This window comes from Cupriavidus oxalaticus, assembly GCF_004768545.1.
GTDB classification, from domain to species: Bacteria; Pseudomonadota; Gammaproteobacteria; order Burkholderiales; family Burkholderiaceae; genus Cupriavidus; species Cupriavidus oxalaticus_A.
The window spans coordinates 3,510,412-3,533,726 of record NZ_CP038635.1 but is presented as its reverse complement, the minus strand read 5'-3'; the positions used below and the strand labels follow the sequence as shown (position 1 = coordinate 3,533,726).

21 protein-coding genes, 1 tRNA gene and 1 pseudogene are annotated in these 23,315 nt (G+C 67.9%); 11 read left to right on the top strand and 12 right to left on the bottom strand.

Annotated elements, in window-relative coordinates:
* The first annotated feature begins 209 nt into the window (after positions 1–209).
* Positions 210–2,306 (top strand): UvrD-helicase domain-containing protein, encoded by a 2,097-nt coding sequence (locus tag E0W60_RS27250; RefSeq protein WP_135706126.1) that lies wholly within the window; start codon positions 210–212, stop codon positions 2,304–2,306.
* Between the two features lie 212 nt (positions 2,307–2,518).
* A complete protein-coding gene (locus E0W60_RS27245) occupies positions 2,519–2,947 on the top strand; it encodes a sensor histidine kinase (protein WP_346769555.1) in 429 nt (142 codons plus the stop codon).
* Here the strand turns inward: E0W60_RS27245 and E0W60_RS27240 are convergent.
* Positions 2,919–4,037, bottom strand: a complete 1,119-nt coding sequence (locus E0W60_RS27240; RefSeq protein ID WP_135706326.1) for an ABC transporter substrate-binding protein — start codon at positions 4,035–4,037, stop codon at positions 2,919–2,921. The two genes, E0W60_RS27245 and E0W60_RS27240, sit on opposite strands and share 29 nt — an antisense overlap.
* Before the next feature lie 187 nt (positions 4,038–4,224).
* Between E0W60_RS27240 and hemN the strand changes: the two genes are divergently transcribed.
* Positions 4,225–5,721: an oxygen-independent coproporphyrinogen III oxidase gene (gene hemN, locus E0W60_RS27235; RefSeq protein WP_135706125.1), complete on the top strand. Its 1,497-nt coding sequence runs from the start codon at positions 4,225–4,227 to the stop codon at positions 5,719–5,721.
* Positions 5,722–5,788: 67 nt separating this feature from the next.
* Here the strand turns inward: hemN and E0W60_RS27230 are convergent, their stop codons facing one another.
* The gene (locus E0W60_RS27230; RefSeq protein ID WP_135706124.1) at positions 5,789–6,664 is read right to left on the bottom strand and encodes a c-type cytochrome; all 876 of its coding nucleotides are present in this window, start codon (positions 6,662–6,664) and stop codon (positions 5,789–5,791) included.
* Positions 6,665–7,119: 455 nt separating this feature from the next.
* On the opposite strand from E0W60_RS27230, the gene E0W60_RS27225 reads away from it, so the two are divergent.
* The 4 genes from E0W60_RS27225 to arfB all read left to right on the top strand — a co-directional run bounded on the left by E0W60_RS27225 (position 7,120) and on the right by arfB (position 9,184).
* Positions 7,120–7,195, top strand: a tRNA-Arg gene (locus E0W60_RS27225).
* 166 nt (positions 7,196–7,361) lie between these two features.
* A complete protein-coding gene (locus E0W60_RS38110; RefSeq protein ID WP_276609601.1) occupies positions 7,362–7,484 on the top strand; it encodes a hypothetical protein in 123 nt (40 codons plus the stop codon).
* Positions 7,485–7,913: 429 nt separating this feature from the next.
* Entirely contained in the window at positions 7,914–8,741 is an 828-nt protein-coding gene (locus E0W60_RS27220; RefSeq protein ID WP_135706123.1) for a MipA/OmpV family protein, read from the top strand.
* Between the two features lie 38 nt (positions 8,742–8,779).
* On the top strand, positions 8,780–9,184 hold the full coding sequence (arfB, locus tag E0W60_RS27215; RefSeq protein ID WP_135706122.1) for an alternative ribosome rescue aminoacyl-tRNA hydrolase ArfB: 405 nt from the start codon (positions 8,780–8,782) through the stop codon (positions 9,182–9,184).
* A gap of 25 nt (positions 9,185–9,209) precedes the next feature.
* On the opposite strand, the gene htpX is transcribed toward arfB, so the two are convergent.
* Together htpX and E0W60_RS27205 are read right to left on the bottom strand one after the other, a co-directional pair.
* Positions 9,210–10,088, bottom strand: coding sequence for a protease HtpX (gene htpX, locus E0W60_RS27210; RefSeq protein ID WP_135706121.1), 879 nt, complete (start codon positions 10,086–10,088; stop codon positions 9,210–9,212).
* Positions 10,089–10,230: 142 nt separating this feature from the next.
* Positions 10,231–10,605 (bottom strand): hypothetical protein, encoded by a 375-nt coding sequence (locus E0W60_RS27205; protein ID WP_135706120.1) that lies wholly within the window; start codon positions 10,603–10,605, stop codon positions 10,231–10,233.
* Between the two features lie 191 nt (positions 10,606–10,796).
* On the opposite strand from E0W60_RS27205, the gene E0W60_RS27200 reads away from it, so the two are divergent.
* The 3 genes from E0W60_RS27200 (at position 10,797) to E0W60_RS27190 (ending at position 12,878) form a co-directional block, all read left to right on the top strand.
* A complete protein-coding gene (locus E0W60_RS27200; protein WP_133097801.1) occupies positions 10,797–11,270 on the top strand; it encodes a Cd(II)/Pb(II)-responsive transcriptional regulator in 474 nt (157 codons plus the stop codon).
* Between the two features lie 474 nt (positions 11,271–11,744).
* Positions 11,745–12,197, top strand: coding sequence for a nucleoside diphosphate kinase regulator (gene rnk, locus E0W60_RS27195; RefSeq protein WP_135706119.1), 453 nt, complete (start codon positions 11,745–11,747; stop codon positions 12,195–12,197).
* A 267-nt stretch (positions 12,198–12,464) separates the two neighbouring features.
* Positions 12,465–12,878: a hypothetical protein gene (locus E0W60_RS27190; protein WP_029046599.1), complete on the top strand. Its 414-nt coding sequence runs from the start codon at positions 12,465–12,467 to the stop codon at positions 12,876–12,878.
* Between the two features lie 185 nt (positions 12,879–13,063).
* Here the strand turns inward: E0W60_RS27190 and E0W60_RS27185 are convergent.
* The 7 genes and pseudogenes from E0W60_RS27185 to gcl form a co-directional block, all read right to left on the bottom strand.
* Positions 13,064–13,267 (bottom strand): annotated as a pseudogene (locus E0W60_RS27185) (efflux RND transporter permease subunit); the annotation flags it as partial.
* Positions 13,268–13,288: 21 nt separating this feature from the next.
* Entirely contained in the window at positions 13,289–14,158 is an 870-nt protein-coding gene (gene ypfJ / locus E0W60_RS27180) for a KPN_02809 family neutral zinc metallopeptidase (RefSeq protein ID WP_133097798.1), read from the bottom strand.
* Positions 14,159–14,426: 268 nt separating this feature from the next.
* Positions 14,427–15,890: a pyruvate kinase gene (pyk, locus tag E0W60_RS27175; RefSeq protein WP_133097797.1), complete on the bottom strand. Its 1,464-nt coding sequence runs from the start codon at positions 15,888–15,890 to the stop codon at positions 14,427–14,429.
* 74 nt (positions 15,891–15,964) lie between these two features.
* Positions 15,965–17,287 carry a glycerate kinase type-2 family protein gene (locus tag E0W60_RS27170; RefSeq protein ID WP_135706118.1) on the bottom strand — a complete coding sequence of 441 codons (1,323 nt, stop codon included), beginning with the start codon at positions 17,285–17,287 and terminating at the stop codon, positions 15,965–15,967.
* 81 nt (positions 17,288–17,368) lie between these two features.
* On the bottom strand, positions 17,369–18,289 hold the full coding sequence (locus tag E0W60_RS27165; RefSeq protein ID WP_135706117.1) for a 2-hydroxy-3-oxopropionate reductase: 921 nt from the start codon (positions 18,287–18,289) through the stop codon (positions 17,369–17,371).
* 70 nt (positions 18,290–18,359) lie between these two features.
* Complete coding sequence (gene hyi, locus E0W60_RS27160; protein ID WP_116319980.1) at positions 18,360–19,142, bottom strand: hydroxypyruvate isomerase; 783 nt, start codon at positions 19,140–19,142, stop codon at positions 18,360–18,362.
* 127 nt (positions 19,143–19,269) lie between these two features.
* Positions 19,270–21,054 (bottom strand): glyoxylate carboligase, encoded by a 1,785-nt coding sequence (gcl, locus tag E0W60_RS27155; protein ID WP_135706116.1) that lies wholly within the window; start codon positions 21,052–21,054, stop codon positions 19,270–19,272.
* A gap of 294 nt (positions 21,055–21,348) precedes the next feature.
* On the opposite strand from gcl, the gene E0W60_RS27150 reads away from it, so the two are divergent.
* Positions 21,349–22,074, top strand: coding sequence for a hypothetical protein (locus E0W60_RS27150; protein ID WP_135706115.1), 726 nt, complete (start codon positions 21,349–21,351; stop codon positions 22,072–22,074).
* On the opposite strand, the gene E0W60_RS27145 is transcribed toward E0W60_RS27150, so the two are convergent.
* On the bottom strand, positions 22,075–23,289 hold the full coding sequence (locus E0W60_RS27145; protein ID WP_133097791.1) for a M20 aminoacylase family protein: 1,215 nt from the start codon (positions 23,287–23,289) through the stop codon (positions 22,075–22,077). It abuts the gene before it with no gap.
* Between the last annotated feature and the right edge of the window lie 26 nt (positions 23,290–23,315).

Here is a 23,315-nt window from a genome sequence, read left to right as displayed (position 1 = left end):
ATACTGGTTAGAGGAGGGTCCGGACGCCCGGTTTTTGGACTTACCAAGTGTTACTTCGGTAACGTCCCCGCCCCCGGAAAAAGCGGTTCCCGCTGACTGATCAGGGCCGGCCCAGCGTGTTAACATGATTAGTTTTGCGTCCGGCGCCGCCCCATGTGGTGTACAGGGCGCGACGCCGTCCCGACCACCCCACGCAAGCATTCCCGCGCATGAGCCACGGCCTCAACACCGCCCAATCTGAAGCCGTCCGCTATCTGGACGGACCCTGCCTCGTCCTTGCCGGGGCGGGCTCGGGCAAGACCCGCGTGATCACGCAGAAGATCGCGCACCTGATCGAAGACAAGGGCTTCGAGCCGCGCCATATCGCTGCCGTCACCTTCACCAACAAGGCTGCCAAGGAGATGCAGGAACGCATCGGCAAGCTGATGGAAGGCAAGACCACGCGCGAGGGCAAGCGCATCCCGCTCAAGCAGCTCACAGTCTGTACCTTCCACTCGCTGGGCGTGCAGATTCTGCGCATGGAGGCGGAACACGTCGGCCTGAAGCCGCAGTTCTCGATCATGGATTCGGACGACTGCTTCGGCCTGATCCAGGAGCAGCTCGGCACCACCGACAAGAAGCTGATCCGCGGCGTGCAGAGCACGATCTCGCTGTGGAAGAACGGCATGGTCGACCCCGAGGCCGCGATCGCGCAGGCAGCCAATGCCGACGAGCACCAGGCCGCGCTGGTCTACCGCAACTACGTCGCCACGCTGAACGCGTACCAGGCGGTGGATTTCGACGACCTGATCCGCTTGCCCGCGGAACTGTTCGCGCGCAACGAAGCGGTACAGCTCAAGTGGCAGAACCGGCTGCGCTACTTCCTGGTCGACGAGTACCAGGACACCAACGCCTGCCAGTACCAGCTGCTCAAGCTGCTGGCGGGGGGCTCGCACCTGCGCGCGCCGGCCTTTACCGCGGTGGGCGACGACGACCAGGCCATCTACGGCTGGCGCGGCGCCACGCTGGACAACCTGCGCGGGCTGCAGACCGACTTCCCCGACCTCAAGGTGATCAAGCTGGAGCAGAACTACCGCTCCACCGTGCGCATCCTGGAAGCGGCCAACGCGGTCATCGCCAACAATCCCAAGCTCTTCGACAAGAAGCTGTGGAGCGAGCACGGCATGGGCGATCCCATCGCCATCCACCCGATGAACGACGAGGAGCACGAGGCGGAGTCGGTGGTGTTCCGCCTGTCGGCGCACAAGTTCGAGCGCCGCGCGCAGTTCCGCGACTACGCCATCCTGTACCGCGGCAACCACCAGGCGCGGCTGTTCGAGCAGATCCTGCGGCGCGAGCGCATTCCCTATGTGCTGTCGGGTGGCCAGAGCTTCTTCGACAAGGCCGAGATCAAGGACATCTGCGCCTACCTGCGCCTGATCGCCAATCCCGACGACGATCCCGCCTTTATCCGCGCGATCACCACGCCGCGCCGCGGCGTCGGCAATACCACGCTCGAAGTGCTGGGCACGTTTGCCGGGCAGGCCAAGGTGTCGTTGTTCGAGGCGGCGATGATGGGCGGCATCGAGGGCAAGCTGCAGCCGCGCCAGCTGGAGCCGCTGCGCGTGTTCTGCGAATCGATGGTGCGGCTGGCCGACCGCGCGGCCAAAGATCCGGCCACCGAAGTGCTCGACGACCTGATGGCCGGCATCCACTACGAGGCATACCTGTACGACAGCTTCGACGAGCGCCAGGCGCAGTCGCGCTGGACCAACACGCTGGAGTTCCTCGAATGGCTCAAGCGCAAGGGCACCAAGCCGGAAGCGGCCGAGGGCGAGGAAGCCACCGGCTATGACAACGCCGACGGCTTCGGCAGCGAAGGCAAGAACCTGCTTGAGCTGACGCAGACCGTGGCGCTGATGAGCATGCTCGAAGGGCGCGAGGAAGATCCCGACGCCGTGCGGCTGTCCACGCTGCACGCCTCCAAGGGGCTGGAATATCCGCACGTGTTCCTGGTCGGCGTGGAAGAGGGCATCCTGCCCCACTGCCGCGAAGACGACGACATGACCGACGAGAAGATCGAGGAAGAGCGCCGGCTGATGTACGTCGGCATCACGCGCGCGCAGCGCAGCCTGCAGATCAGCTGGTGCAAGAAGCGCAAGCGCGCGCGCGAGACGTACTCTTGCCAGCCGTCGCGCTTTATCGGCGAGATGAAGCTGGAAGAAGCGCCGGCACCCAAGGACGAAACTCCGGCGATGAGCCCCAAGGACCGGCTCGGCGCGCTCAAGGCGCTGCTCGGCGGCCCAGGCAAGACAGCGGCAGGCTGATCTTAGGTACGAAGCCCGATACAAAACCCTACCAGGCCGACAAGACCGCGCGCGCCGCTGTCCTTAGCATGACGGTTGTGCCGCTCTGCGCTTTTCACGGTGTGCGGCTTGCGGCGGCAGGGGCTGCCCGGGTCTTGCCGCGCCAGACATCAAGTCTGGTTTTTCCCTGTAATTGGCCCCCGCCGCGCCAGCGTGCGGGGGCAATTTTGGACGTGCTCGCCCTGCTGCAGGCGGTGGTCGACGACGCCGCCGACAGCGGCCACGAGGTCGCGCTCAGCGGCCAGGCGCAGCAGCTGCTGGCGTGGCCGTCGGAGCTGCGGCGCGCGGTGGTCAACCTGGTCGAGAATGCGCGGCGCTATGGCGGCGCGGCCAGCATCGTGCTGACCGACAGCCCGGCGCGGGTGCTGATCGATATCTGCGACGATGGCCCCGGCATTCCGGAAGACCAGCTGGCGCGCGTGATGGAGCCGTTCTACCGGCTCGAATCGTCGCGCAGCCGCGCCACCGGCGGGGTCGGCATGGGTTTGTCGATCGCTGCCGATATCGCCGCGCGGCATGGCGGCGAGCTGGTCTTGTCCAACCGTCCCGAAGGCGGCCTGCGCGCGCCTGTCGCTACCGCGCGCCTGACACCGCCAGCGTGACGTACTGCGAGCCGCGCTGGCCGTGGCTGAAGTCGAGGGTAAAGTCCCCCACGTCGACACGGCCTTGCAGTGCGCGGCGCAGCTCGGCGGCACCGCCGGCGCGCACGCCGGCCAGCGCCCGTGCCAGCCATGCGGCGCCGATATAGCCGGCCAGCGTCGCCGAGGACGGCGGCTCATCCAGGTATTGCTTCATGCGCGCTACGTGTTCCCTGACCACGCGCAGCGTGGCCTGCTGCGGGCCGGGCGCGACCTGGGTCAGCACCATGCCGCCGGCGTAGCCGGTACCCAGGATCTCGCGCGCGGCCGTGGCACTGACCGACGACAGGCCGACCAGGAAGCCATACCAGCCCTGCGCCGCCAGTGCGCGGCCCAGTCCGGCATAGGCCAGCGTATCGCCCGCGACGATCACGGCGCCGGGGCGGGCGGCTGCAATGCGGCGTGCCGCAGCGTCGGCACCCGGGTCGGCTTTGGGATCGAGCGGCACCGCGCGCGTGCCGGTCTGCGCCTCCAGCCGGGCCAGCGATGGCGTGGCGAAGTCCGGCGCCACCGCCAGCGCGATCGCGCTCAGGCCATAGCTGCGCAACTGCCGCACTGCCGCGTCGAGTTCGGCCTGGTAGTCGGCGCGGGTGAACCAGACGTTGTCCGCTGCCAATGCCAGGCCCGACAGCGGCGCCACAATCTGCACGCCGCGCCGGACCAGCTCGGCCGATGACGCCAGCGCCGGCAGGAGACGGTCGCCGGCGCCGAACAGCAGCTCGGCGTGCTCGCTGTCGGCCAGCGCCACCGCCTGGGCCACCGCGCGGCGCGGATCGGGATCGGCGTTGCGCACCACGTGGGCGATCCGTACCGGGCCGTTGGCGGCATTGACCGCGTCGAACAGCACCTTGGCGCCGGCCAGGTAGTCGCGCGCCAGGTCCGCCTGCGCACTACCGCGGTCGATCAGGTGGCCCACCACCACGGTGCGGCGCGCGGGAGACTGGGCCAGCAGCGGGGCATTGGGCAGCGCCAGGGCCGCTGCGCCGGCCGCCAGCAGGCGTCGGCGCAGCGGTAGGTACGGCAGGGAAGGGGGCAGGGTGTCCGGGATCGGCATCGCGCAATAGGAAAAGGGGGCGCAAGTCGCGCCGGCGCGCAGCGTATCCGCCACGTATTACCGCCGTGTGACGCGGGGCGCCTGCGCACCCGTGCCGTGCCAACGCCGCGCTTGACGACGATCAACGCAACGCGCGGCGCGCAGTCCTAGCATGGGCTGTCAAACACCGTTCCCCCCGCGCCCCCCCATGAACCCGCTTGCCATGACTACCCTTGCGCCCGACCGCCGCGCGCTGTCGGACTTTCGCGCTCTCGCCGGCCGCATCGACGGCAACGGCCCGCGCTACACCTCCTACCCGACTGCCGACCGCTTCAGGAACGGCCCGGACCTGTCGCTGTACCACGACGCCCTGGCCGCCTGCCGTGCCGATGCGCCCGCGCCGTTGTCGCTCTACCTGCATATCCCGTTCTGCGAGAACATCTGCTACTACTGCGGCTGCAACAAGATCATCACGCGCGACCACGGCCGCAGCGCCCGCTACGTCACCTACCTGGGCCGCGAGATGGCGCTGCTGGCCGCGCGGCTCGGCACGCGCCGGCGCGTGCTCCAGTCGCACTGGGGCGGCGGCACGCCGACCTTCCTGGATCCCGAAGAAATGCGCCGCGTGATGGCGCTGCTGCACGAGCATTTCGAACTGCCGCCCGATGGCGAGCATTCGATCGAGATCGACCCGCGCCGCGTCGATGACGCGCGCATGGCGCTGCTGGCCGAACTTGGGTTCAACCGCGTCAGCCTGGGCGTGCAGGATTTCGATCCCGAGGTGCAGCAGGCCATCCACCGGATCCAGTCGTACGAAGAGACCCGTGCCGTGGTCGACGCCGCGCGCCGGCTGGGCTTCCGCTCGGTCAGCCTCGACCTGATCTACGGCCTGCCGCACCAGACTGCCGCACGCTTTGGCCGCACCATCGACCAGGTGCTGGCGCTGCGGCCCGACCGCCTTTCGGTCTACAGCTATGCGCACCTGCCGCATGTGTTCAAGCCACAGCGGCGCATCGACGAAAGCGCGCTGCCGCCTGCCGGCGAGAAGCTCGACATCCTGGTCTCCACCATCGAACGCCTGACCGCCGAGGGCTACGTCTATATCGGCATGGACCACTTCGCGCTGCCCGATGACGACCTCGCCGTGGCGCAGCGCGAAGGCCGGCTGCAGCGCAACTTCCAGGGCTACTCCACGCACGCCGGCTACGACCAGCTCGGCCTCGGCGTCTCGGCGATCGGCGCGGTGGCGGGCCGCTACGTGCAGAACGCCCGCACGCTGGACGAGTACTACGGCGCGCTGGACCAGGAGCGCCTGCCGCTGGCGCGCGGGGTGGAGATGACCGCCGACGATCATCTGCGCCGCGAACTGATCGGCGCGCTGATGTGCAACGGCGTGCTGGATATCCCCGCGCTGGAGCGGCGCCACGGCATTGACTTCGGCACCGATTTCGCGCCCGAACTGGCCGACCTTGCCACCCTGGCGGCCGACGGGCTGGTGCAGGTCCAGCCAGCCCGCATCACGGTCACGCCGCTGGGACGCCTGCTGGTGCGGCGCGTGGCGATGGCGTTCGACCGCTACCTGCGCGACGATGCCGCACGCGTGGCGGTCGCCGGGCCCGAAAGCGAAGGCACTCGCCGGTCCGCCAACGACGGCGCGCAACCGATCCGCATCGTGCCGCGGGCGCGCTACTCGCGCGTCGTGTAACCGCCGCCAGGCATGAAAAAACGCCCGCGAATTTCGCGGGCGTTGTTGTTTGCGGCGCAGTCGTGCCTTACTTGGCTGCGTTCGCCATGTAGTCCGACGCGGCGATCACGTCGGCGTCCGGGCCGGCGTAGCCACCCTTGGGCGGCATCACACCCTTGCCCTTCAGTGCGTAGTTGTGGACCGCGTCCATGCCTTCCTTCAGGCGCGGCGCCCAGGCGGCCTTGTCGCCAAACTTGGGCGCACCTGCCACGCCGGCGGCGTGGCAGGCGGCGCAGACCTGGTCATAGACCTTCTTGCCGACGTCGGCCGACGCTGCGGCTGGCGCCGCGGCAGCGGCTGCCGGAGCCGCAGCAGCGGGTGCGGCCGGTGCGGGCGCAGCAGCAGCCGCAGCGGCTTCCGGCGCCGCAGCGGTCGTCGGGGCAGCGGCAGCCGGTGCCGGCGGCTCGGGGAACTTCGCGCCACCGGCGTCGGCCATGTAGACCACGGCGCGGGCCAGTTCGTAATCGGTGTAGTCGTCAGGCGTGCTGCCGGCGCGCGGCGGCATTGCGCCCTTGCCGCCCAGCACCGACTTCATCAGGCCGTCAAAGCCCTGGCCGATACGCGCGCTCCAGTCGCCGGCAGTACCATACTTGGGCGCTCCCGCCGCGCCAGTGGCGTGGCAGGCCGCGCAGATTTCCTTGTAGACCTGTTCGCCGGTCTTGAACACGCGCGGTGCATTGGGGTCCTTGATTTCGAGCGACGCGACCGGCTTGATGCGGTCGTTGACGGCTTCCGCGGTGGTGGCAGTGCCGGCACTTTCAGTGGAGCCGTGTCCCACAAAGTTGACCAGGAGGACGATCACGAGGATCGGTACCAGGAAAGCCGCGACCACCACAGCGATCAGCTGCTTGGGGGTCTTGATGGGAGACTCGTGTTCGTGGTGTTCGTTGTGGACGTCGCTCATACAGAACTCTCAGTTTTGCAGGAAACCTTCTGGCCGCTCACCCTCGGCTTGCTTTATCTGGCCCTAGTCTGACCACTACCTGGCCCGCAGGGACCCGACAGAAGTCCGCCCCATGCTGCCTTGCGGCCATTGCCTGGCTCGGGTCTGTCGCTATTTGCGCACTTCGGAGTGTCTCCCGGGCCGGGCCCCGGATTGTCGCCGAAACCAAGCCGCAAAGCCTTGATCCTGGTCGACTGCGTGAGGGGCACGATTTGACGCAAATAGCTGGCGATTATAGCCCCATTCCACCCTTCGCCAGTGCCAAAAGCGGCGGTTGCGAGACGTAAGGCGGACCCTCCGGAGAGGCCCGCATGGACGGCGCGGGGCAAACGCGGTATCCTATGCGACTTTCCTGCGGCGGCATTCGCGCGCTGCATTGCTGTACCCGCAATACCGGTTTAAAAAACCGTCTCTGTGCGCCCGTAGCTCAATGGATAGAGTACTGCCCTCCGAAGGCAGGGGTTGCTGGTTCGATCCCAGCCGGGCGCGCCAATCCCATCCGGATTTCCCGCTTTTCCTCCGCCGCCACCACCGCCGCGAAGAACAACAACGCACAACCACAGCCTGCGCGATAAGACGCCGATGTCGATGCTGATGGTCGATATTGACCCCGCTTCAAGCGCGTCAACGACAACTGGGCCACGCCAGCGGCGACCGCGTGCCGAAGAAGCTGGCCGACGTGATGCGCGCGACCGTGCGGGCCATCGACGTGCCGGGCGCGCATCGGCGGCGAGGAATTCGCCGTGCTGCTGCCGCGGATGGCAAAACGCGCCTCGAATAACGCGGCGGTTGCCCAGCCCGGTCAGCGCGTCGGTCTCGGCCAGTTCGCGCAGCGCTTCGCCGCGGGCGAGGTAGTGCGAAAACAGCTTGCGGAAGCCCTGCAGCGTGACCCACAGCAGCAGCCCCAACAATAGCGCGCTGGCCGCCAGCACCGCGCTCAGGTGCGAGGCGGTGCGCAGCAGCAGGGGGGCGGAGGTCAGCGAAAGCTGAACTCATCATGTGCTATCCGGCATAATAAACAAAGAACTCGATGCGTCATTGCCAAATAAGGAATGATCGAGGCTGCCAGGTATGGATATCGCCACTGCTGGCATGGATATCGGCGCGCACTTAATTCGCGGCGCAAAAAGTTTCATGACGGTCCCGCCACCTCGCGCCACGGCCATGCTGATAGATTCACCCGACCACACCCTGTCCCGAATGCCCTGTCATGGTTATCTCGACAAGCCTCCCGCGCTGGCTGCGCGGCGCGTTGGCCGGCATTGCGCTGGCCGTGGCCGCGCACCCCGGCGAGGCCGCGCCGGTCAGCCTGCCAGGATCGCTGCCGAACATGGTCGGCCTCGGCGTCGGCTCTACCACCGAGTTCGCCGGCGGCAAGGACCGCATGATCGGCGTGGTGCCCGGCGTGCGCTACGTGACCCCGGGCGGCCGCCTGCTGGAATGGTATGGGCCGTATGCACAGTTCAATTTCGGCGGCCTGACGGGATTCCAGTGGGGGCCGGCGGTAGGGCTGCGGCTGGGCCGCAACAATGTCGACGATCCGGTGGTGGCGCAGGTGCACGAGATCGACACCACGGTGGAGGCGGGCGGGTACATCGGCTATGAATACCTGAACCCTGGCCGCGTCCCGTGGCGGCTGCGCGGCGGCATCAACGTGATGACCAATGCCGGCATCGTTTACGGCGGCAGCCGCGTCACCGCCACCGGCACCTTCTGGATGCCGCTGCACCAGCGCATCTACGCGGGCATGGGCCTGGGCGCGACCTGGGTCAGCGGCAGCTTCAACCGTACCTACTTCGGCGTAACGCCGGCGGATTCGGCAGCCAGCGGCCTGCCCGTCTACAGCCCGGGCGGCGGGCTGGAGCAGTTTACGGGCTGGCTGGCGATGATCTACCAGTTCGACAAGCACTGGTATGGCGGCGCGATGGTCTACGCGCAGCGGCTGGCCGGCGACGCGGCCGACAGCCCGATCGTCACGCAGCGCGGCACGCGCAACCAGGTTACCTATGGCATTGGCCTGGCTTATTCGTGGCGCTAGGTGCGGTCCGGCGCGGGGCCGGCTTGCTATGATGCAGCATGGTCGACGAGCTAGTCATTCCCCACCACGAATACCTGATCACCGCGATCCGCGCGCAAGGCGCGGGCGGCCAGAATATCAACAAGGTATCCAACGCCGTGCACCTGCGTTACGACGTGCGGGACTCTTCGCTGCCGCCCGACCATAAGGAACGCCTTCTGGCCCTGCACGATCACCGCATCACGCGCGACGGCGTGGTGGTGATCAAGGCGCAGCAATTCCGCAGCCTCGAGCAGAACCGCGACGAAGCGGTGCGGCGCCTGCATGAACTGGTGCGCAGCGTGGCTACGCCGCCGCGCGTGCGGCGCGCCACGCGTCCGACGCTGGCATCGCGCCGGCGCAGGCTGGAAGGCAAGAGCCAGCGCAGCCAGGTCAAGGCGCTGCGCGGCAGGGTGCTCGACTAGCCCCGCTTGCGAGGCCAGCCTCAGGTCAGCGGGCCGACTGTAGCGCGGCAATGCGTTCCTCGATCGGCGGATGGCTGGAGAACAGCGCCATCCACGACTTGCCGCCGGCAATGCCCATGGCCTGCATGTTCTGCGGCAGTCCGTCCGGCTCCAGGCCGCCCAGGCGGCGCAACGCCGAGACCATCGGCGTGGGCGAACCCATCAGGCCCGATGCGCCGGCATCGGCGCGGAATTCGCGCTGGCGCGAGAACCACGCCACGATGATGCTGGCCAGGATGCCGAACACGATCTCGCAGACGATCACGGTCACCATGTAGCCGATGCCGGGGCCGCTCGATTCTTCGTCGTTCTTGCGCAGCATCGAATCGACGAAGTAGCCGACCACGCGCGCCAGGAAGATGACGAAGGTGTTGACCACGCCCTGGATCAGCGTCAGCGTGACCATGTCGCCGTTGGCCACGTGCGCGACCTCGTGCGCCAGCACCGCCTCCACTTCCTCGTGCGACATCGATTGCAGCAGACCGGTGGACACCGCCACCAGCGAGCTGTTCTTGGTTGCGCCGGTGGCGAAGGCGTTGGGTTCGCCGTCGTAGATTGCCACCTCGGGCATGGGCAGGCCGGCGCGCTGCGCCAGCTTTTCCACCGTCTGCACCAGCCACAGCTCGGTGCTGGTGCTCGGGTGGGTGATGACCTGCGCGCCGGTGGACCACTTGGCGATGGTCTTGGACATCAGCAGCGAGATAAACGAGCCGCCAAAACCCATCAGCGCCGCAAAGGCCAGCAGCATGCCCAGGTTCAGGCCGTTGGCGGTCAGGAAGCGGTTCACGCCGAGCACGCTGGCGGTGATGCTGAGGACGATCATGACGGCGATGTTGGTCGCCAGGAAAAGCAGTACGCGTTTCATGTGTGTATGGAATGCAGTCGAGTGCAATCGAAGTGGATGTGGAGCAACTACGGCGGGGATGCGGACGAGCCGCAAGCGCGCACCGCACCCGCGGCACGGCGCGCAGGAAACGGCGGACGCGGACAACCGCGGCCGCGCACGCTCAGGCGCGCGGCGGGCGGGGCAGCAGCGGCAGGTCGGGTTCGGGCAGCGCGGCGCCGGCGTAGCGCGGCCGGCCGGCGCGGCCCGCCCACGCTGCCAGGCGCAGCGGAGATGCCGGCAGCAGTTGCTCGGCAAGGTCGGCGCCGGGCTGCGGTTGCGGCTCGGGGGATTCGGGAGAAGGGACGGAATCGGCCAGGACGGACGGTTCAGCTTGCGCGACATCGCCGGCCATGTCATCGGACCTTTGGTCGGACATTTTGTCGGCTGCACTTGCAGCCGGTGCGGTGGCGGACGCCGCCAGCCCGTCGCCGATCGTACCCGCGGCGTGCGCGAGCGCGCCCGCCCAGCCCGGCAGGGGCAGGAAGGCCAGCATCATGACCAGCAGGAGAAGCCGGAGCGAACGCAATTGGGGGACGACTTATCGGTGGTGTTGAGGGATTCTACAGGATGCGCCATGACGTCGGCGCCGGCTGCCGCACGCCGCTGCAAGGTTGCGCAGACTGCCCTACACTAGCCAAAACCCTGGAGCGATTACAGGATTCGATCTTCCAAGACAGGACTTCCACCATGCGTATCGGCGAGCTTTCCCGTACCAGCGGCTGCGATGTCGAGACCATCCGCTATTACGAACGCGAGGGGCTGCTCGACGCCCCGCGGCGCGAGGCCAACGGCTACCGGCGCTATGACGACGGCCACCTGGTGCAGTTGAACTTCGTGCGCCATTGCCGCTCGCTCGGCATGAGCCTGTCGGACGTGCGCAGGCTGCGCGAGTTCGAGCGCAACCCGTCGCAGGATTGTGACGACATCAACACGCTGCTGGACCGCCAGATCGCGCAGATCCATGCGCAGCGGGTGGCGCTCGAAGCGCTGGAAGGGCAGTTGCGCGCACTGCGCGAAACCTGCCACCATCACCACCACCAGCCCGCCAGCGAATGCGGCATCCTGCAGAACCTGCAGCAGGCCGCCGCCGGGGCCGCCTGTGAATGCCATCCTGGCGCGCACGATAGCGCCGACGATAGCGGGCATGCCGCCAATGGGTGAGGTACGCGGCCGCATCGCTGTGCTACGATGACTGTCACCGTGATCGCACCACAGCGGTGCACGAGCCCGGGCGGCGCCTTGCATAGTAAGCAATGACTTACGTTGCCGGCCTTACGGCCAGATGGCCGCCGCACTCCAATCTTTTCCACATGACCGTGAACGATCGCTTGACGCCGATGACCGACGCGCCTGTCCGCCTGCAGCGGACCGGCCGCCCGCGCGCGTCCGCGTTCGCCATGTCCCCGCGCCGGATCAGCGCACCGCCTGCATCCGCCCGGTTCCCAGCCTGACTCTCCCCCACACGGGGCCCGGGCCGAACCGGGCCCGAGCCAGCCTCTCCATGGTTGCCGACGACTGACACGCCGGCACCGTCGATATTCGCGCTGCTGCGCAAAGCCAAGACCTGACCGCGCTGCCGCCCGCCACGTTCATGCGGCCGGGCCGCGCTAATCCATGACTGCCGGAGGATCCGCCATGAAGGCCACCAAGAAGCAATCCGCCAAAACTACACGATCCACTCAGGTGGCGACCCCGTCGCTGTACCTGACCGAGCTCGACGTCACGCGCCTTGAGCGCATCGCCAGCCGCGCCGGCTCGACCCAGCTCGAAGACATGCTCGACAGCCTGCTGGCGCGCGCCACGATCGTTGCGCCTGACGAAATCCCGACCGATGTGGTCACCATGAACTCGCGCCTGGTGTGCACGCTGCCTGGCGATCCGTCGCCGCGCAACTGGACGCTGGTCTACCCGGATGCGGCCGATTTCGACGCCGGCCGGCTGTCGGTGCTGTCGCCGGTGGGCCAGGCGTTGCTGGGCGCACGTGCCGGCCAGACCGTCGGCTACCGCCTGCCGGACGGCCGTGAGCAGCAGGTGACGATCGGCGAGATCGCTTTCCAGCCGGAAGCCAGCGGCCAGTACACGCTCTGAGCGCAGCGCGCGCCCGCCGGCGCGTGCCGGCCTGGCCACACGCAAGCCCAGCCGCCTGCGTGCAACCGGCGCTCCGTGGACACCATTCATCGGCAAGCGAGTCGTTTCACGACTCGCAACGCACCATTCGTCGCAGCGGCATTTCTGCTTGCGCGCACTGTGACTAATCTTCAGTCCGTGCTCGCATCGCAACATAGATTGCCGGGCGGTCGGAGTTTCACCCGGCCAAAAAATAAGACCGACGAAATCAGTTGAAGGAGTCCCGAAATGATCGCCAGACGTATCCTTGGCGGCGCGCTTGTGTTCGCGGCAGTGGCCGCGTCCGCTGCGGCGTTGGCTGCCCCCGCCACCAGCAAGGTCGGCAAGTTTGATGTGTATGCCGATGCGCTGCGCGCCGGCAAGTACGACGTGTACACCGACGGCGCCAAGCAAGGCAAGTTCGATACATATACCGATGGCGCCCGCACCGGCCGCTTCGATGTGTATTCGGAAGGCTCGCGCCAGGGTGGCAAGTTCGACACCTTCACCGAAGGCACGCATACCTTCAGCGGCGAGATCTCTAAGCAAGGCAAGTTCGATACCTTCAGCGAAGGTACGCACACCTTCAGCGGCGATATCGCTGACCGCGCGCTCGACAACTCGCGCACGGGTGACGGCTCGCTGTACGGCTATCGCGTCTGAGCGGCACAGCCGAACGCCTGACCTGAAGCGGCCACCACGGTGGCCGCACGTTTTCTCTCCCGCCTGCCCGGCCGACCTCCTCCTCCTTCTCTCTTCGCCTGGCAGGCGTTTTTCTCCCCCGTCTTTCTTCTCTTTGTCCGATTGTGCTGATTGCAAGCCCACGGCTGCGATAGCCTGCGCGCGTCTCATGCCGCCGGCGGCTGCGTGGCAGCGGCGTCGTGCCGCTCCGCCTGCGCCTTTGGCAGCCTGCGCGCGATCGCCGCGTACAGCAGCGGCACCGCCAGCGTACCCAGCACGAACGCCAGCGAGGTCATCACCACCGGGCGCAGGCGCTGGCGAGCCGCGCGCCCGGCGGCCTCCACCACGCTGGTCACGCCGCCTTCGCGCCGCGGTGCCCTTGGGCTAAGGCTTCAGGGCTCGCGCGCGGCGAAGGTGTCGCACTTGCGGACGTCGCCCGACTCGATGCCGCGGCGCAGCCAGCGCACGCGCTGTTCGCTGGAGCCGTGGGTAAAGGCCTCCGGCACGACATAGCCTTGCGACCGGCGTTGCAGCCGGTCATCGCCGATGGCGGCGGCGGCCTTCAGGCCTTCCTCGATATCGCCCGGTTCCAGCAGTTGCTGGTTGGCGCGCTGCGCGGTGGCGGCCCACACGCCGGCCAGGCAGTCGGCCTGCAGTTCCATGCGCACCGACAGCTGGTTGGCCTGCGCCTCGCCCATGCGGCGGCGCGCGGCGTCGACCTTTTCGGACACGCCCAGCAGGTTCTGCACATGGTGGCCGATCTCGTGCGCGATCACGTACGCCTGGGCAAAGTCGCCGCTGGCGCCAAAGCGCTTGCGCAGTTCGTCATAGAAAGCCAGGTCGATATAGACCTTCTGGTCGCCGGGGCAGTAGAAGGGGCCCATCGCCGACTGGCCCGTGCCGCACGCGGTCGGCGTGGCGCCGGAGAACAGCACCAGCGTCGGCGGTGCGTAGCGGCGGTTCAGCTCGGTCTCGAAGATGTGTTGCCAGGTGCGCTCGGTATTGCCCAGCACCTTGCGCGTGAACACCGTCATCTGGTCGGTGGCGGGCGGGCGGTTGGCCTGCTGCTGCTGTTGCTGCTGGCCAGAGCCTTGCAGCACCGATGCGCCCTGCATGATCAGCATCGGGTCGATGCCGAAGAAATACGACGCGGCCAACGCGACGATGACCGTGCCAATGCCGATCGACTTGCCGCCCAGCCCGCCGAATCCGCCGCGGCGGTCTTCTACGTGCTGGCTTTCGGCTTCGTCATCGAGGCGCATGTTGCAGGCTCCTGGGGCAATGTGAGGGAGATCCGGGATTTGCCGGGTTGAAAGTCAGTATAGCAATGGGCTCGGGCGGCCCGCGTGCGCCCAAAACCGCCCCCCTTTTTGTACCCCTCTTTTGCCTTTCTGCGCCCCAAAAAAAAAACACCACCCGATCGCCCTGGAGACGGGCAACGCGGGCGGTGTGCGGCAAACATAAGAAACCGGGCTTGCGCCCGGTCCGGTCACTGCCTGAGCGTCCCGCGACGGGACGCTGGTGCGTCGGCTAGGCCAATGCGGCTTCCCGCGTGGACGAGGCCGTGGCCACTGCGCTGGCGCCGACTTCCGCCACGCGCAGCAGGTTGGTCGTCCCGCCCTGGCCGAACGGCATGCCGGCCGCGATGGTGATCTGGTCGCCCGGCGCGGCGTAGCCTTCCACCAGCGCCGCGCGCGTCGCGGCCTCGACCATCTCGTCGACGCTCTGCACGTCCGGGCTCACGGTGGAGTGGATGCCCCACGCGATCGCCAGCCGGCGCGCGATGTCCAGGTTGGGCGTGATGCTGACGATCGGCGCGCACGGCCGCTCGCGCGCGGCGCGCAGCGCGGTGGCGCCCGACGACGTATAGGTCACCGTGGCCGCCGCGCCGATGATCTGCGTGACCTCGCGCAGCGCGGCGCAGATCGCGTCCTGGCGCGTGTTCAGCGGGGTCTCGTGCTGCGCGTCGAGCAGGTTGCGGTACAGCGGGTCGCGCTCGACCTCGGTGACGATGCGGTTCATCATCGACACCGCCTGCACCGGGTAGCGGCCGTTGGCTGACTCGGCCGACAGCATTACCGCATCGGCGCCTTCGTAGATCGCGCTGGCCACGTCCGACGCTTCGGCGCGCGTCGGTACCGGCGAGTCGATCATCGATTCCAGCATCTGCGTGGCGATCACCACCGGCTTGCCCAGCTGGCGGCACACGCGCAGGATACGCTTCTGCACGCCGGGCACGCGCTCGGGCGGCAGCTCAACGCCCAGGTCGCCGCGCGCCACCATCACCGAGTCGGACACGCGCACGATCTCTTCCAGCTGCTGCAGCGCGGCCGGCTTCTCGATCTTGGACAGGATGCCGGCACGGGTGCCGACGATCTCGCGCGCCTCGACGATATCCGACGGACGCTGCACGAACGACAGCCCGATCCAGTCCGCGCCCAGCGACAGCGCGAAGTCCAGGTCCTTGCGGTCCTTCGCCGTCAGCGCGGGGATGGGGATCACCGCGTCGGGCACGTTCACGCCCTTGCGGTCGGACAGCGTGCCGTTGTTGGCCACGCGCGTGGTGATGGTGCCAGTGGTGACCGACTCGATCGCCAGGCGCACCTTGCCGTCGTCGATCAGCAGCGACTGGCCCGGCTGCGCGGCTTCGAACAGCTCGGGGTGCGGCAGGTAGACGCGGGTGCCGTCGCCCGGGGTTGGATCGCTGTCGAGCACGAACACGTCGCCGGTGCGCACCGCGACCTTGCCCGCGGCGAAGGTGCCGATGCGCAGCTTGGGACCCTGCAGGTCAGCCAGCACGGCGATGGGACGGCCGGTCTCGGCCTCGATCTGGCGCACCGCGTCGTAGCGCGCGCGGTGGTCGTCGTGCGTGCCGTGGCTGAAGTTCAGGCGGAACACGTCCGCGCCGGCCTCGAACAGCGCGCGGATCGCCGCGATGTCGGTGCTGGCGGGGCCGAGCGTGGCCACGATCTTCGCTTTGCGCTGGCGTCTCATGATGTCTCCTCTTCCATTCTCGGTTGCGGCGCGTCGGCGCCGCGAGTCAGTCGGTACTACGTTGGCGGCGATCGTCAGACGATCAGGATCGCGCGGAAGTCGTTCACGTTGGTACGGGTCGGGCCGGTGACGATCAGGTCGTCCACGCCGGCAAAGAAGCCGTAGCCGTCGTTGTTCTCCAGATGCGCGCGCGCATTCAGGCCACGCCCGGCGGCGCGGGTCAGCGTGTCGGGCGACAGCAGCGCGCCGGCGTTGTCTTCCGAGCCGTCGATGCCATCGGTATCGCCGGCAATCGCATGCACGCCGGGCAGGCCGTCGAGCGCCACCGCCAGCGACAGCAGGAACTCCGCATTGCGCCCGCCGCGGCCCTTGCCGCGCACGGTCACGGTGGTCTCGCCACCGGACAGCAGCACGCACGGCTTGCTGAAGGGCTGGCCGCGCTGGGCGACCTGGCGCGCGATGGCGGCGTGGACTTCGGCCACTTCGCGCGCTTCGCCCTCGATGCAGTCGGACAGGATGTGGGCCTCGAAGCCCAGTTCGCGCGCGCGCGCCGCGGCGGCTTCCAGCGATTGTTGCGCGGTCGCCAGCGTCACGCTGCGGTGGCCGTTGAAGCGCGCGTCGCCGGGCTTGGGCGTTTCACCCGCGCCGCTCTCCAGGTGCGCGCGCACATTGGCGGGCACGTCGATGCCGTACTTGGCGATCACGGCCAGCGCATCGGCGCAGGTGGTCGCATCGGGCAGCGTCGGGCCGCTGGCGATGAGGGTCGGGTCATCGCCCGGAATATCGGAAATCAGCAGCGTCTCCACGCGCGCCGGCGCGCAGTGCAGCGCCAGGCGTCCGCCCTTGAGCGCGGACAGGTGCTTGCGCACGCAGTTCATCTCGCCGATGCTCGCGCCGCTCTTGAGCAGCGCCTTGTTCACGGCTTGCTTGTCGGCCAGCGTCAGGCCCGGCGCGGGCGCGGCCAGCAGCGCGGAGCCGCCGCCGGAAATCAGGCACAGCACCAGGTCGTCGGCGGTCAGGCCCTGCACCAGTTCCACCATGCGCTGCGCGGCGCGTGCGCCGGCTTCGTCGGGAACAGGGTGGGCGGCTTCGACCACTTCGATCCGCCTGCAATCGGCACCATGGCCGTAGCGCGTCACCACCAGCCCCGACAGCTCGCCTTGCCAGTTCGCTTCCACCGCTTGCGCCATCGCGGCGGCGGCCTTGCCGGCGCCGATCACCACGGTGCGGCCCTTGGGCGGCGCGGGCAGGTGCGGCGGCAGGCAGTGGCTGGCGCTGACGGAAGCGACCGCGGTATCGAACAGGTCGCGCAGCAGCGCGCGCGGATTGATCTGTCCGGGATGGGCTGCCGTGCGCTGGGGCGACAGCAGCGCGGCTTGGGGTTCGGTGGCGAGCATGAAGAATCCTGGTGCTGACGAGGTACTGGCTGACTGCGAAAGCTAGTCGTCCCCGCGGGGCGGGGACGACAAGGTTGCTGCTTACTTGGCGTTGGCGATCTGGTGGTTAGACATGATCTCGATCGCGCGGCACAGGGCCGAGTGGTCCTGCTTGCCCAGGCCGTTGGCCGAGCAGGTGTTGAACAGCTCCTGCGCGGTGGCGGTGTTGGGCAGTGCCACGCCCAGCGCCTTGGCACCCTGCAGCGCCAGGTTCAGGTCCTTCTGGTGCAGTTCGATGCGGAAGCCCGGATCGAAGGTGCGCTTGACCATGCGATCGCCATGCACTTCCAGGATGCGGGAGGCCGCAAAGCCGCCCATCAGCGCCTCGCGCACCTTGGCCGGATCGGCGCCCGCCTTGGAGGCGAACAGCAGCGCTTCGGACACAGCCTGGATGTTCAGTGCGACGATGATCTGGTTGGCCACCTTGGTGGTCTGGCCGTCGCCGTTGCCGCCCACCAGCGTGATGTTCTTGCCCATCAGCTCGAACAGCGGCTTGACCTGGTCGAAGGCCTCCTGCGGGCCGCCGACCATGATCGTCAGCGATGCGGCCTTGGCGCCGACTTCACCGCCCGACACCGGGGCGTCCAGGTACGAAGCGCCCAGCTTGTTGATGCGCGCGGCGAAGTCCTTGGTGGCGATCGGCGAGATCGAGCTCATGTCGACCACGATCTTGCCGTAGCTGGCTTCCTTGCCGGCGGCCTTCAGCGCGGCGGCAACGCCCTTGTCGGCAAACAGCACGGCCTCGACGTGCGGCGTGTCCGGCACCATGATGACGATGATGTCGGCGCGCTTGGCGACTTCCTCGGCGCTGGTGCAGACGGTCACGCCTGCATCGACCAGCGCTTGCGGGGCCGGGTTGACGTCATGCACGAACAGCGTGTGGCCGGCGGCGCGCAGGTGGCCCGCCATCGGTGCGCCCATGATGCCCAGGCCGATGAAGCCGACGTTGCGTTGGTTTGCCATATTGATGTCTCCTTGCTTGAGAGTAAGTCTGTCTTGGTTCGAGTAGGTGGTAGCGGGTTACCGCGGGGGCTTACTGCACGCCGTGCGCGGCGCGCCAGCCCAGGCCGGCTTCGGTGGTGGTCTTCGGCTTGTATTCGCAGCCGATCCAGCCGGTGTAGCCGATCTCGTCCAGGAACTTGAACAGGTACTGGTAGTTCAGCTCGCCCGTGCCCGGCTCGTTGCGGCCCGGGTTGTCGGCCAGCTGCACGTGCCTGATCTTCGGCAGGTTGGCCTTGATGGTGTTGGCGATCTCGCCTTCCATCCGCTGCATGTGATAGATGTCGTACTGCACGTACAGGTTGGGCGCGTTGACCTGGTTGATCAGGTCGACCGCCTGCTGGGTGCGCGACAGGAAGAAGCCGGGGATGTCGAAGGTGTTGATCGGCTCGACCAGCAGGTCGATGTGCTCGGCGGCCAGCGCGCCGGCGGCGAAGCGCAGGTTCTCCACCAGCGTTTCCTGGGCCTGCTCGCGCTTGACGTTCTGCGGCAGGATGCCGACCAGGCAGTTCAGCTGGCGCACGCCCAGCACCTTGGCGTACTTGATGGCTTCGCCCACGCCGTCCTGGAATTCGCCGACGCGGTCCGGGTGGCAGGCAATGCCGCGCTCGCCCGCGTCCCACTTGCCGGCGGGCAGGTTGTGCAGCACCAGGTCCAGCTGGAAGCGGTTCAGGCGGTCAGCGATCTGGTCCGCGTGGAACGCATACGGGAAGAGGAACTCCACGCCGCGGAAGCCCGCGCGCGCGGCGGCTTCGAAGCGGTCGAGAAAGCCCACTTCGTTGAACAGCATGGTGAGGTTGGCCGCAAGTTTGGTCATTTGTCATCTCCTGTGACTTGGTTTTTGTTCGTCGTTCCCGCGGAGGCGGGAACCCAGTGACTTTCAAAGACACTGGATTCCCGCCTCCGCGGGAATGACGTGTCGGACTGCAAGGGGCTGTGGAGCCTTACGCCGTTTCCACTTCTTCGTTCAGGATGGCCTCGTCCGCATCCTCGATGTCTTCGATCGGCTCGAACTCGTTGATGTTGTCGATCTCGGTGCCCATCGCGATGTTGGTCACACGCTCCAGGATCACCTCGACCACCACCGGCACCGAGAACTCGGCCATCAGGTCGCGCGCTTCGGCAAAGGCGGGGGCGATGTCTTCCGGCTTGAACACGCGGATCGCCTTGCAGCCCAGGCCTTCCACCACCTTGACGTGGTCCACGCCGTAGCCGTTCAGCTCGGGCGAGTTGACGTTGTCGAAGGCCAGCTGCACGCAGTAGTCCATCTCGAAGTTGCGCTGCGCCTGGCGGATCAGGCCGAGATAGGAGTTGTTCACCACCACGTGGATGTACGGCACCTTGAACTGCGCGGCCACGGCCAGTTCCTCGATCATGAACTGGAAGTCGTAGTCGCCCGAGATCGCCACCACGTCCGAGTTCGGCGAAGCGGTCTTCACGCCGATCGCGGCCGGGATGGTCCAGCCCAGCGGGCCGGCCTGGCCGCAGTTGATCCAGTGGCGCGGCTGGTTCACCGACAGGAACTGCGCGGCGGCGATCTGCGACAGGCCGATGGTGCTGACATAGCGCACGTCGCGCGGGAAGTACTGGTTCATCTCGCGGTACACGCGCTGCGGCTTGACCGGCACGTTGTCGAAGTCGCTCTTGCGCTGCATGGTGCGGCGACGCTTCTGCACGTCGGCGACCCACGACTTGCGGCACGGCAGGCGGCCGGCCATCTTCATTTCGCGCGCGACTTCGACGAACAGCTCCAGCGCGGCCTTGGCGTCGGAGACGATGCCCAGGTCGGGGCCAAACACGCGGCCGATCTGGGTGGGCTCGATATCGACGTGCACGAACTTGCGGCCCTTGGTGTAGACGTCGACGCTGCCGGTGTGGCGGTTGGCCCAGCGGTTGCCGATGCCCATCACGAAGTCCGAGGCCAGCAGCGTCGCATTGCCGTAGCGGTGCGAGGTCTGCAGGCCGACCATGCCGGCTTGCAGCGGGTGGTCGTCGGCCAGCACGCCCCAGCCCATCAGCGTCGGCACCACCGGCACGTTGACCAGTTCGGCGAACTCGACCAGCAGATCCGAAGCGTCAGCGTTGATCACGCCGCCGCCGCAGACGATCAGCGGGCGCTCGGCCGCGTTCAGCATGGAGATGGCCTTTTCGATCTGGGCGCGCGAGGCGGCCGGCTTGTATGGCTGCAGCGACTGGTAGGTGTCGGGATCGAATTCGATCTCGGCGACCTGCACGTCGAACGGCAGGTCGATCAGCACCGGACCCGGGCGGCCCGAGCGCATGATGTGAAACGCTTGCTGGAACACTTGCGGCACCAGTGCCGGCTCGCGCACGGTCACGGCCCACTTGGTCACGGGCTTGGCGATCGACTCGATGTCGACGGCCTGGAAGTCCTCCTTGTACAGGCGCGCGCGCGGGGCCTGGCCGGTGATGCAGAGGATGGGGATCGAGTCCGCCCAGGCCGAGTACAGGCCGGTGATCATGTCGGTGCCGGCGGGGCCCGAGGTGCCGACGCAGACGCCGATATTGCCGGGCTCGGCACGGGTGTAGCCCTCGGCCATGTGCGAGGCGCCTTCGACGTGGCGGGCCAGAACGTGGCTGATGTTGCCCGACTTGCGCATTGCCGAGTAGAACGGGTTGATCGCCGCGCCCGGCACGCCGAACGCCGTGGTCACGCCTTCCTTCTCCAGAACCGCGATGGCCGCGTCGATTGCTCTCATCTTTGCCATGATCTTGTCTCCAATGGTGGTGGGATTCGCATTGGAGTCGATCCTATTCCCCCAACCGGGGCGGGATAAACGGAAGGACGATCAGTTGATTCGATACTTCGGGTATGGAATATGGCCTTGGAAGCCTGATGAGACGGTCGCCGACAGCACGCCGGCGTATGCAATTGGATATGCGGTGTGATGAAGCGGCCACGCTGCGCAGCGGTGGGTACGCCCCGGGGCCACCCGGCGCGGTGTCTATCCGGCACGTGCCCATGCGGCGAAAATGGCGGCATCCCGTTGCCCGTGCCGATCATGTATTCCAGGCTGCCGCCGACCTACGAACTGCTTGAAGCGCTTGACGCCTCCAGCGCGCCCGCGCCGCCATCGGAGCGCGCGCCGGCTGGCGGGCTGGCCCGCGTGCTGTGGATCGGCTTTATCGTCGCGCTGGTGGCGACCCTGCTCGGCGGCGGTGCGCTGGCCGCGTGGCGGCTGTGGCTGAAGCACCCGGTACCACCGTGGTCGCTGCGCGCCTTCGAGGCGTTTCTGGCCGCGGCGGCCGCCTGCTATGTGGGCGCCGGGCTGGCGCGCACCCGCCCGGTGCTGGCCAGGCTGCGCAACCCGCTGCGCTGGCAAGCCTGGGAAATGGACCGCCAGCGCGCGGCCGAGGACGCGCTGCTGCGGCAGCTGGCGCGCATCCCGCCGGCGCAGCTGGAAGCGCGCCAAAGGCGCGTGGCCTTGCAGCTGCGGCTATGGGAGGGGGCTGCACGTACCGTGGGCCTGCTGCTGGCTCTGGCGCCCGCCGCGGTGGTGCTGGCCGGCGCGTGGCGCGCCTTGCCGCGTCCGGAGCAGGCGGTGCCGACGCTGCTGTGGGGCTATGGCGTAATGCTGGTCGCCGGCGGCGCCAGCTACCTGTACCTGCATGTGCAGTGCAGCCGGCCGTTGCGGCGGCTGGCCTACGTGCTGGGCGAAGCCGCGCGGATGAACGCCGAACTGGATGCGCGGCGCGCGCAACGCGCCGCCGCTGCACGCGAAGCGTGATCAGGCCGCGGCGAGATAGGTCTGCACCAGCCGCACCCAGGCCGCCGCGCCCAGCGGCAGCACCGCGTCGTTGAAGTCGTAGCCGGGGTTGTGCACCATGCAGCCGCCGAATTCGCCTTCGCCGTTGCCGAGGATCAGGTAGCACCCCGGCACTGCGTTGAGCATCCACGCAAAGTCCTCGCTGCCGTTGAGTCCCTTTGGCGCCTGCGTGACCACGTTGTCCGCGCCGACCAGCTCGGTGCAGACGCGCTGCGCCAGCAGCGTTTCGGCTTCGGCGTTGACCATCGGCGGCGTCAGCTGGCGGTAGTCGATCTCCGCCTCCACGCCATGTGCCTGTGCCGTCAGCGCGACGATCTCGCGGATGCGCTGCTCGACCAGCGCACGGGTCTCGGGCCGCGCGGCGCGCACGTTGAGCCCCAGCGTCACGGCTTCCGGAATCACGTTGTGCGTGGCGCCGCCGCGAATGAAGCCGACTGATACCACGGCGGTATCGTCAGGTGCGACATTGCGCGCCACCACGGTCTGCAGCGCGGTGACGATGGCCGCCGCCGCCGCGATCGGGTCGCGCGCGCGGTGCGGCATCGCGCCGTGGCCGCCCACGCCGCGCACGGTCACGTCGGCCACGTCCGACGACAGGCTCACCGGCCCCGGCAGCACGCGGAACGATCCCGCCGGCACGCCCGGCATGTTGTGCAGCGCGAAGATCGCATCGCACGGAAAGCGCTCGAACAGCCCGTCCTCGATCATCGCGCGCGCGCCGCACAGGTTTTCTTCGTCGGGCTGGAAGATCAGGTTGAGCGTGCCGTCGAATTCGGGCTGGTCGGCAATCGCCCTGGCCGCCGCCAGCAAAATTGCGGTATGGCCGTCGTGGCCGCACGCGTGCATCTTGCCGGGCACGCGGCTGGCGTAGGGCAGGCCGGTGGCCTCGGTGATCGGCAGCGCGTCCATGTCGGCGCGGATGCCGAGGCGGCGCGCGCCGCTGCCGCGCTTGAGCTGCCCGACCACGCCGCTCTTGCCGATGCCGGTGTGGACCTCGTAGCCCCATTCGGCCAGCAGCGTCGCCACCAGCTTGCTGGTCGCCCCCACCTCGAAGCCCAGTTCGGGCTGCGCGTGGATCTGGCGGCGGATGCCGACGAAGGTTTCGGCGTCGATGCCGAGCGCCGGCAGCAGGTGCGGCAGGTACTGGAACGGCTGGAGCGTCGGTGCGCGGGTCATGGGTTCGGTCTCCGGAAAATGGTCAG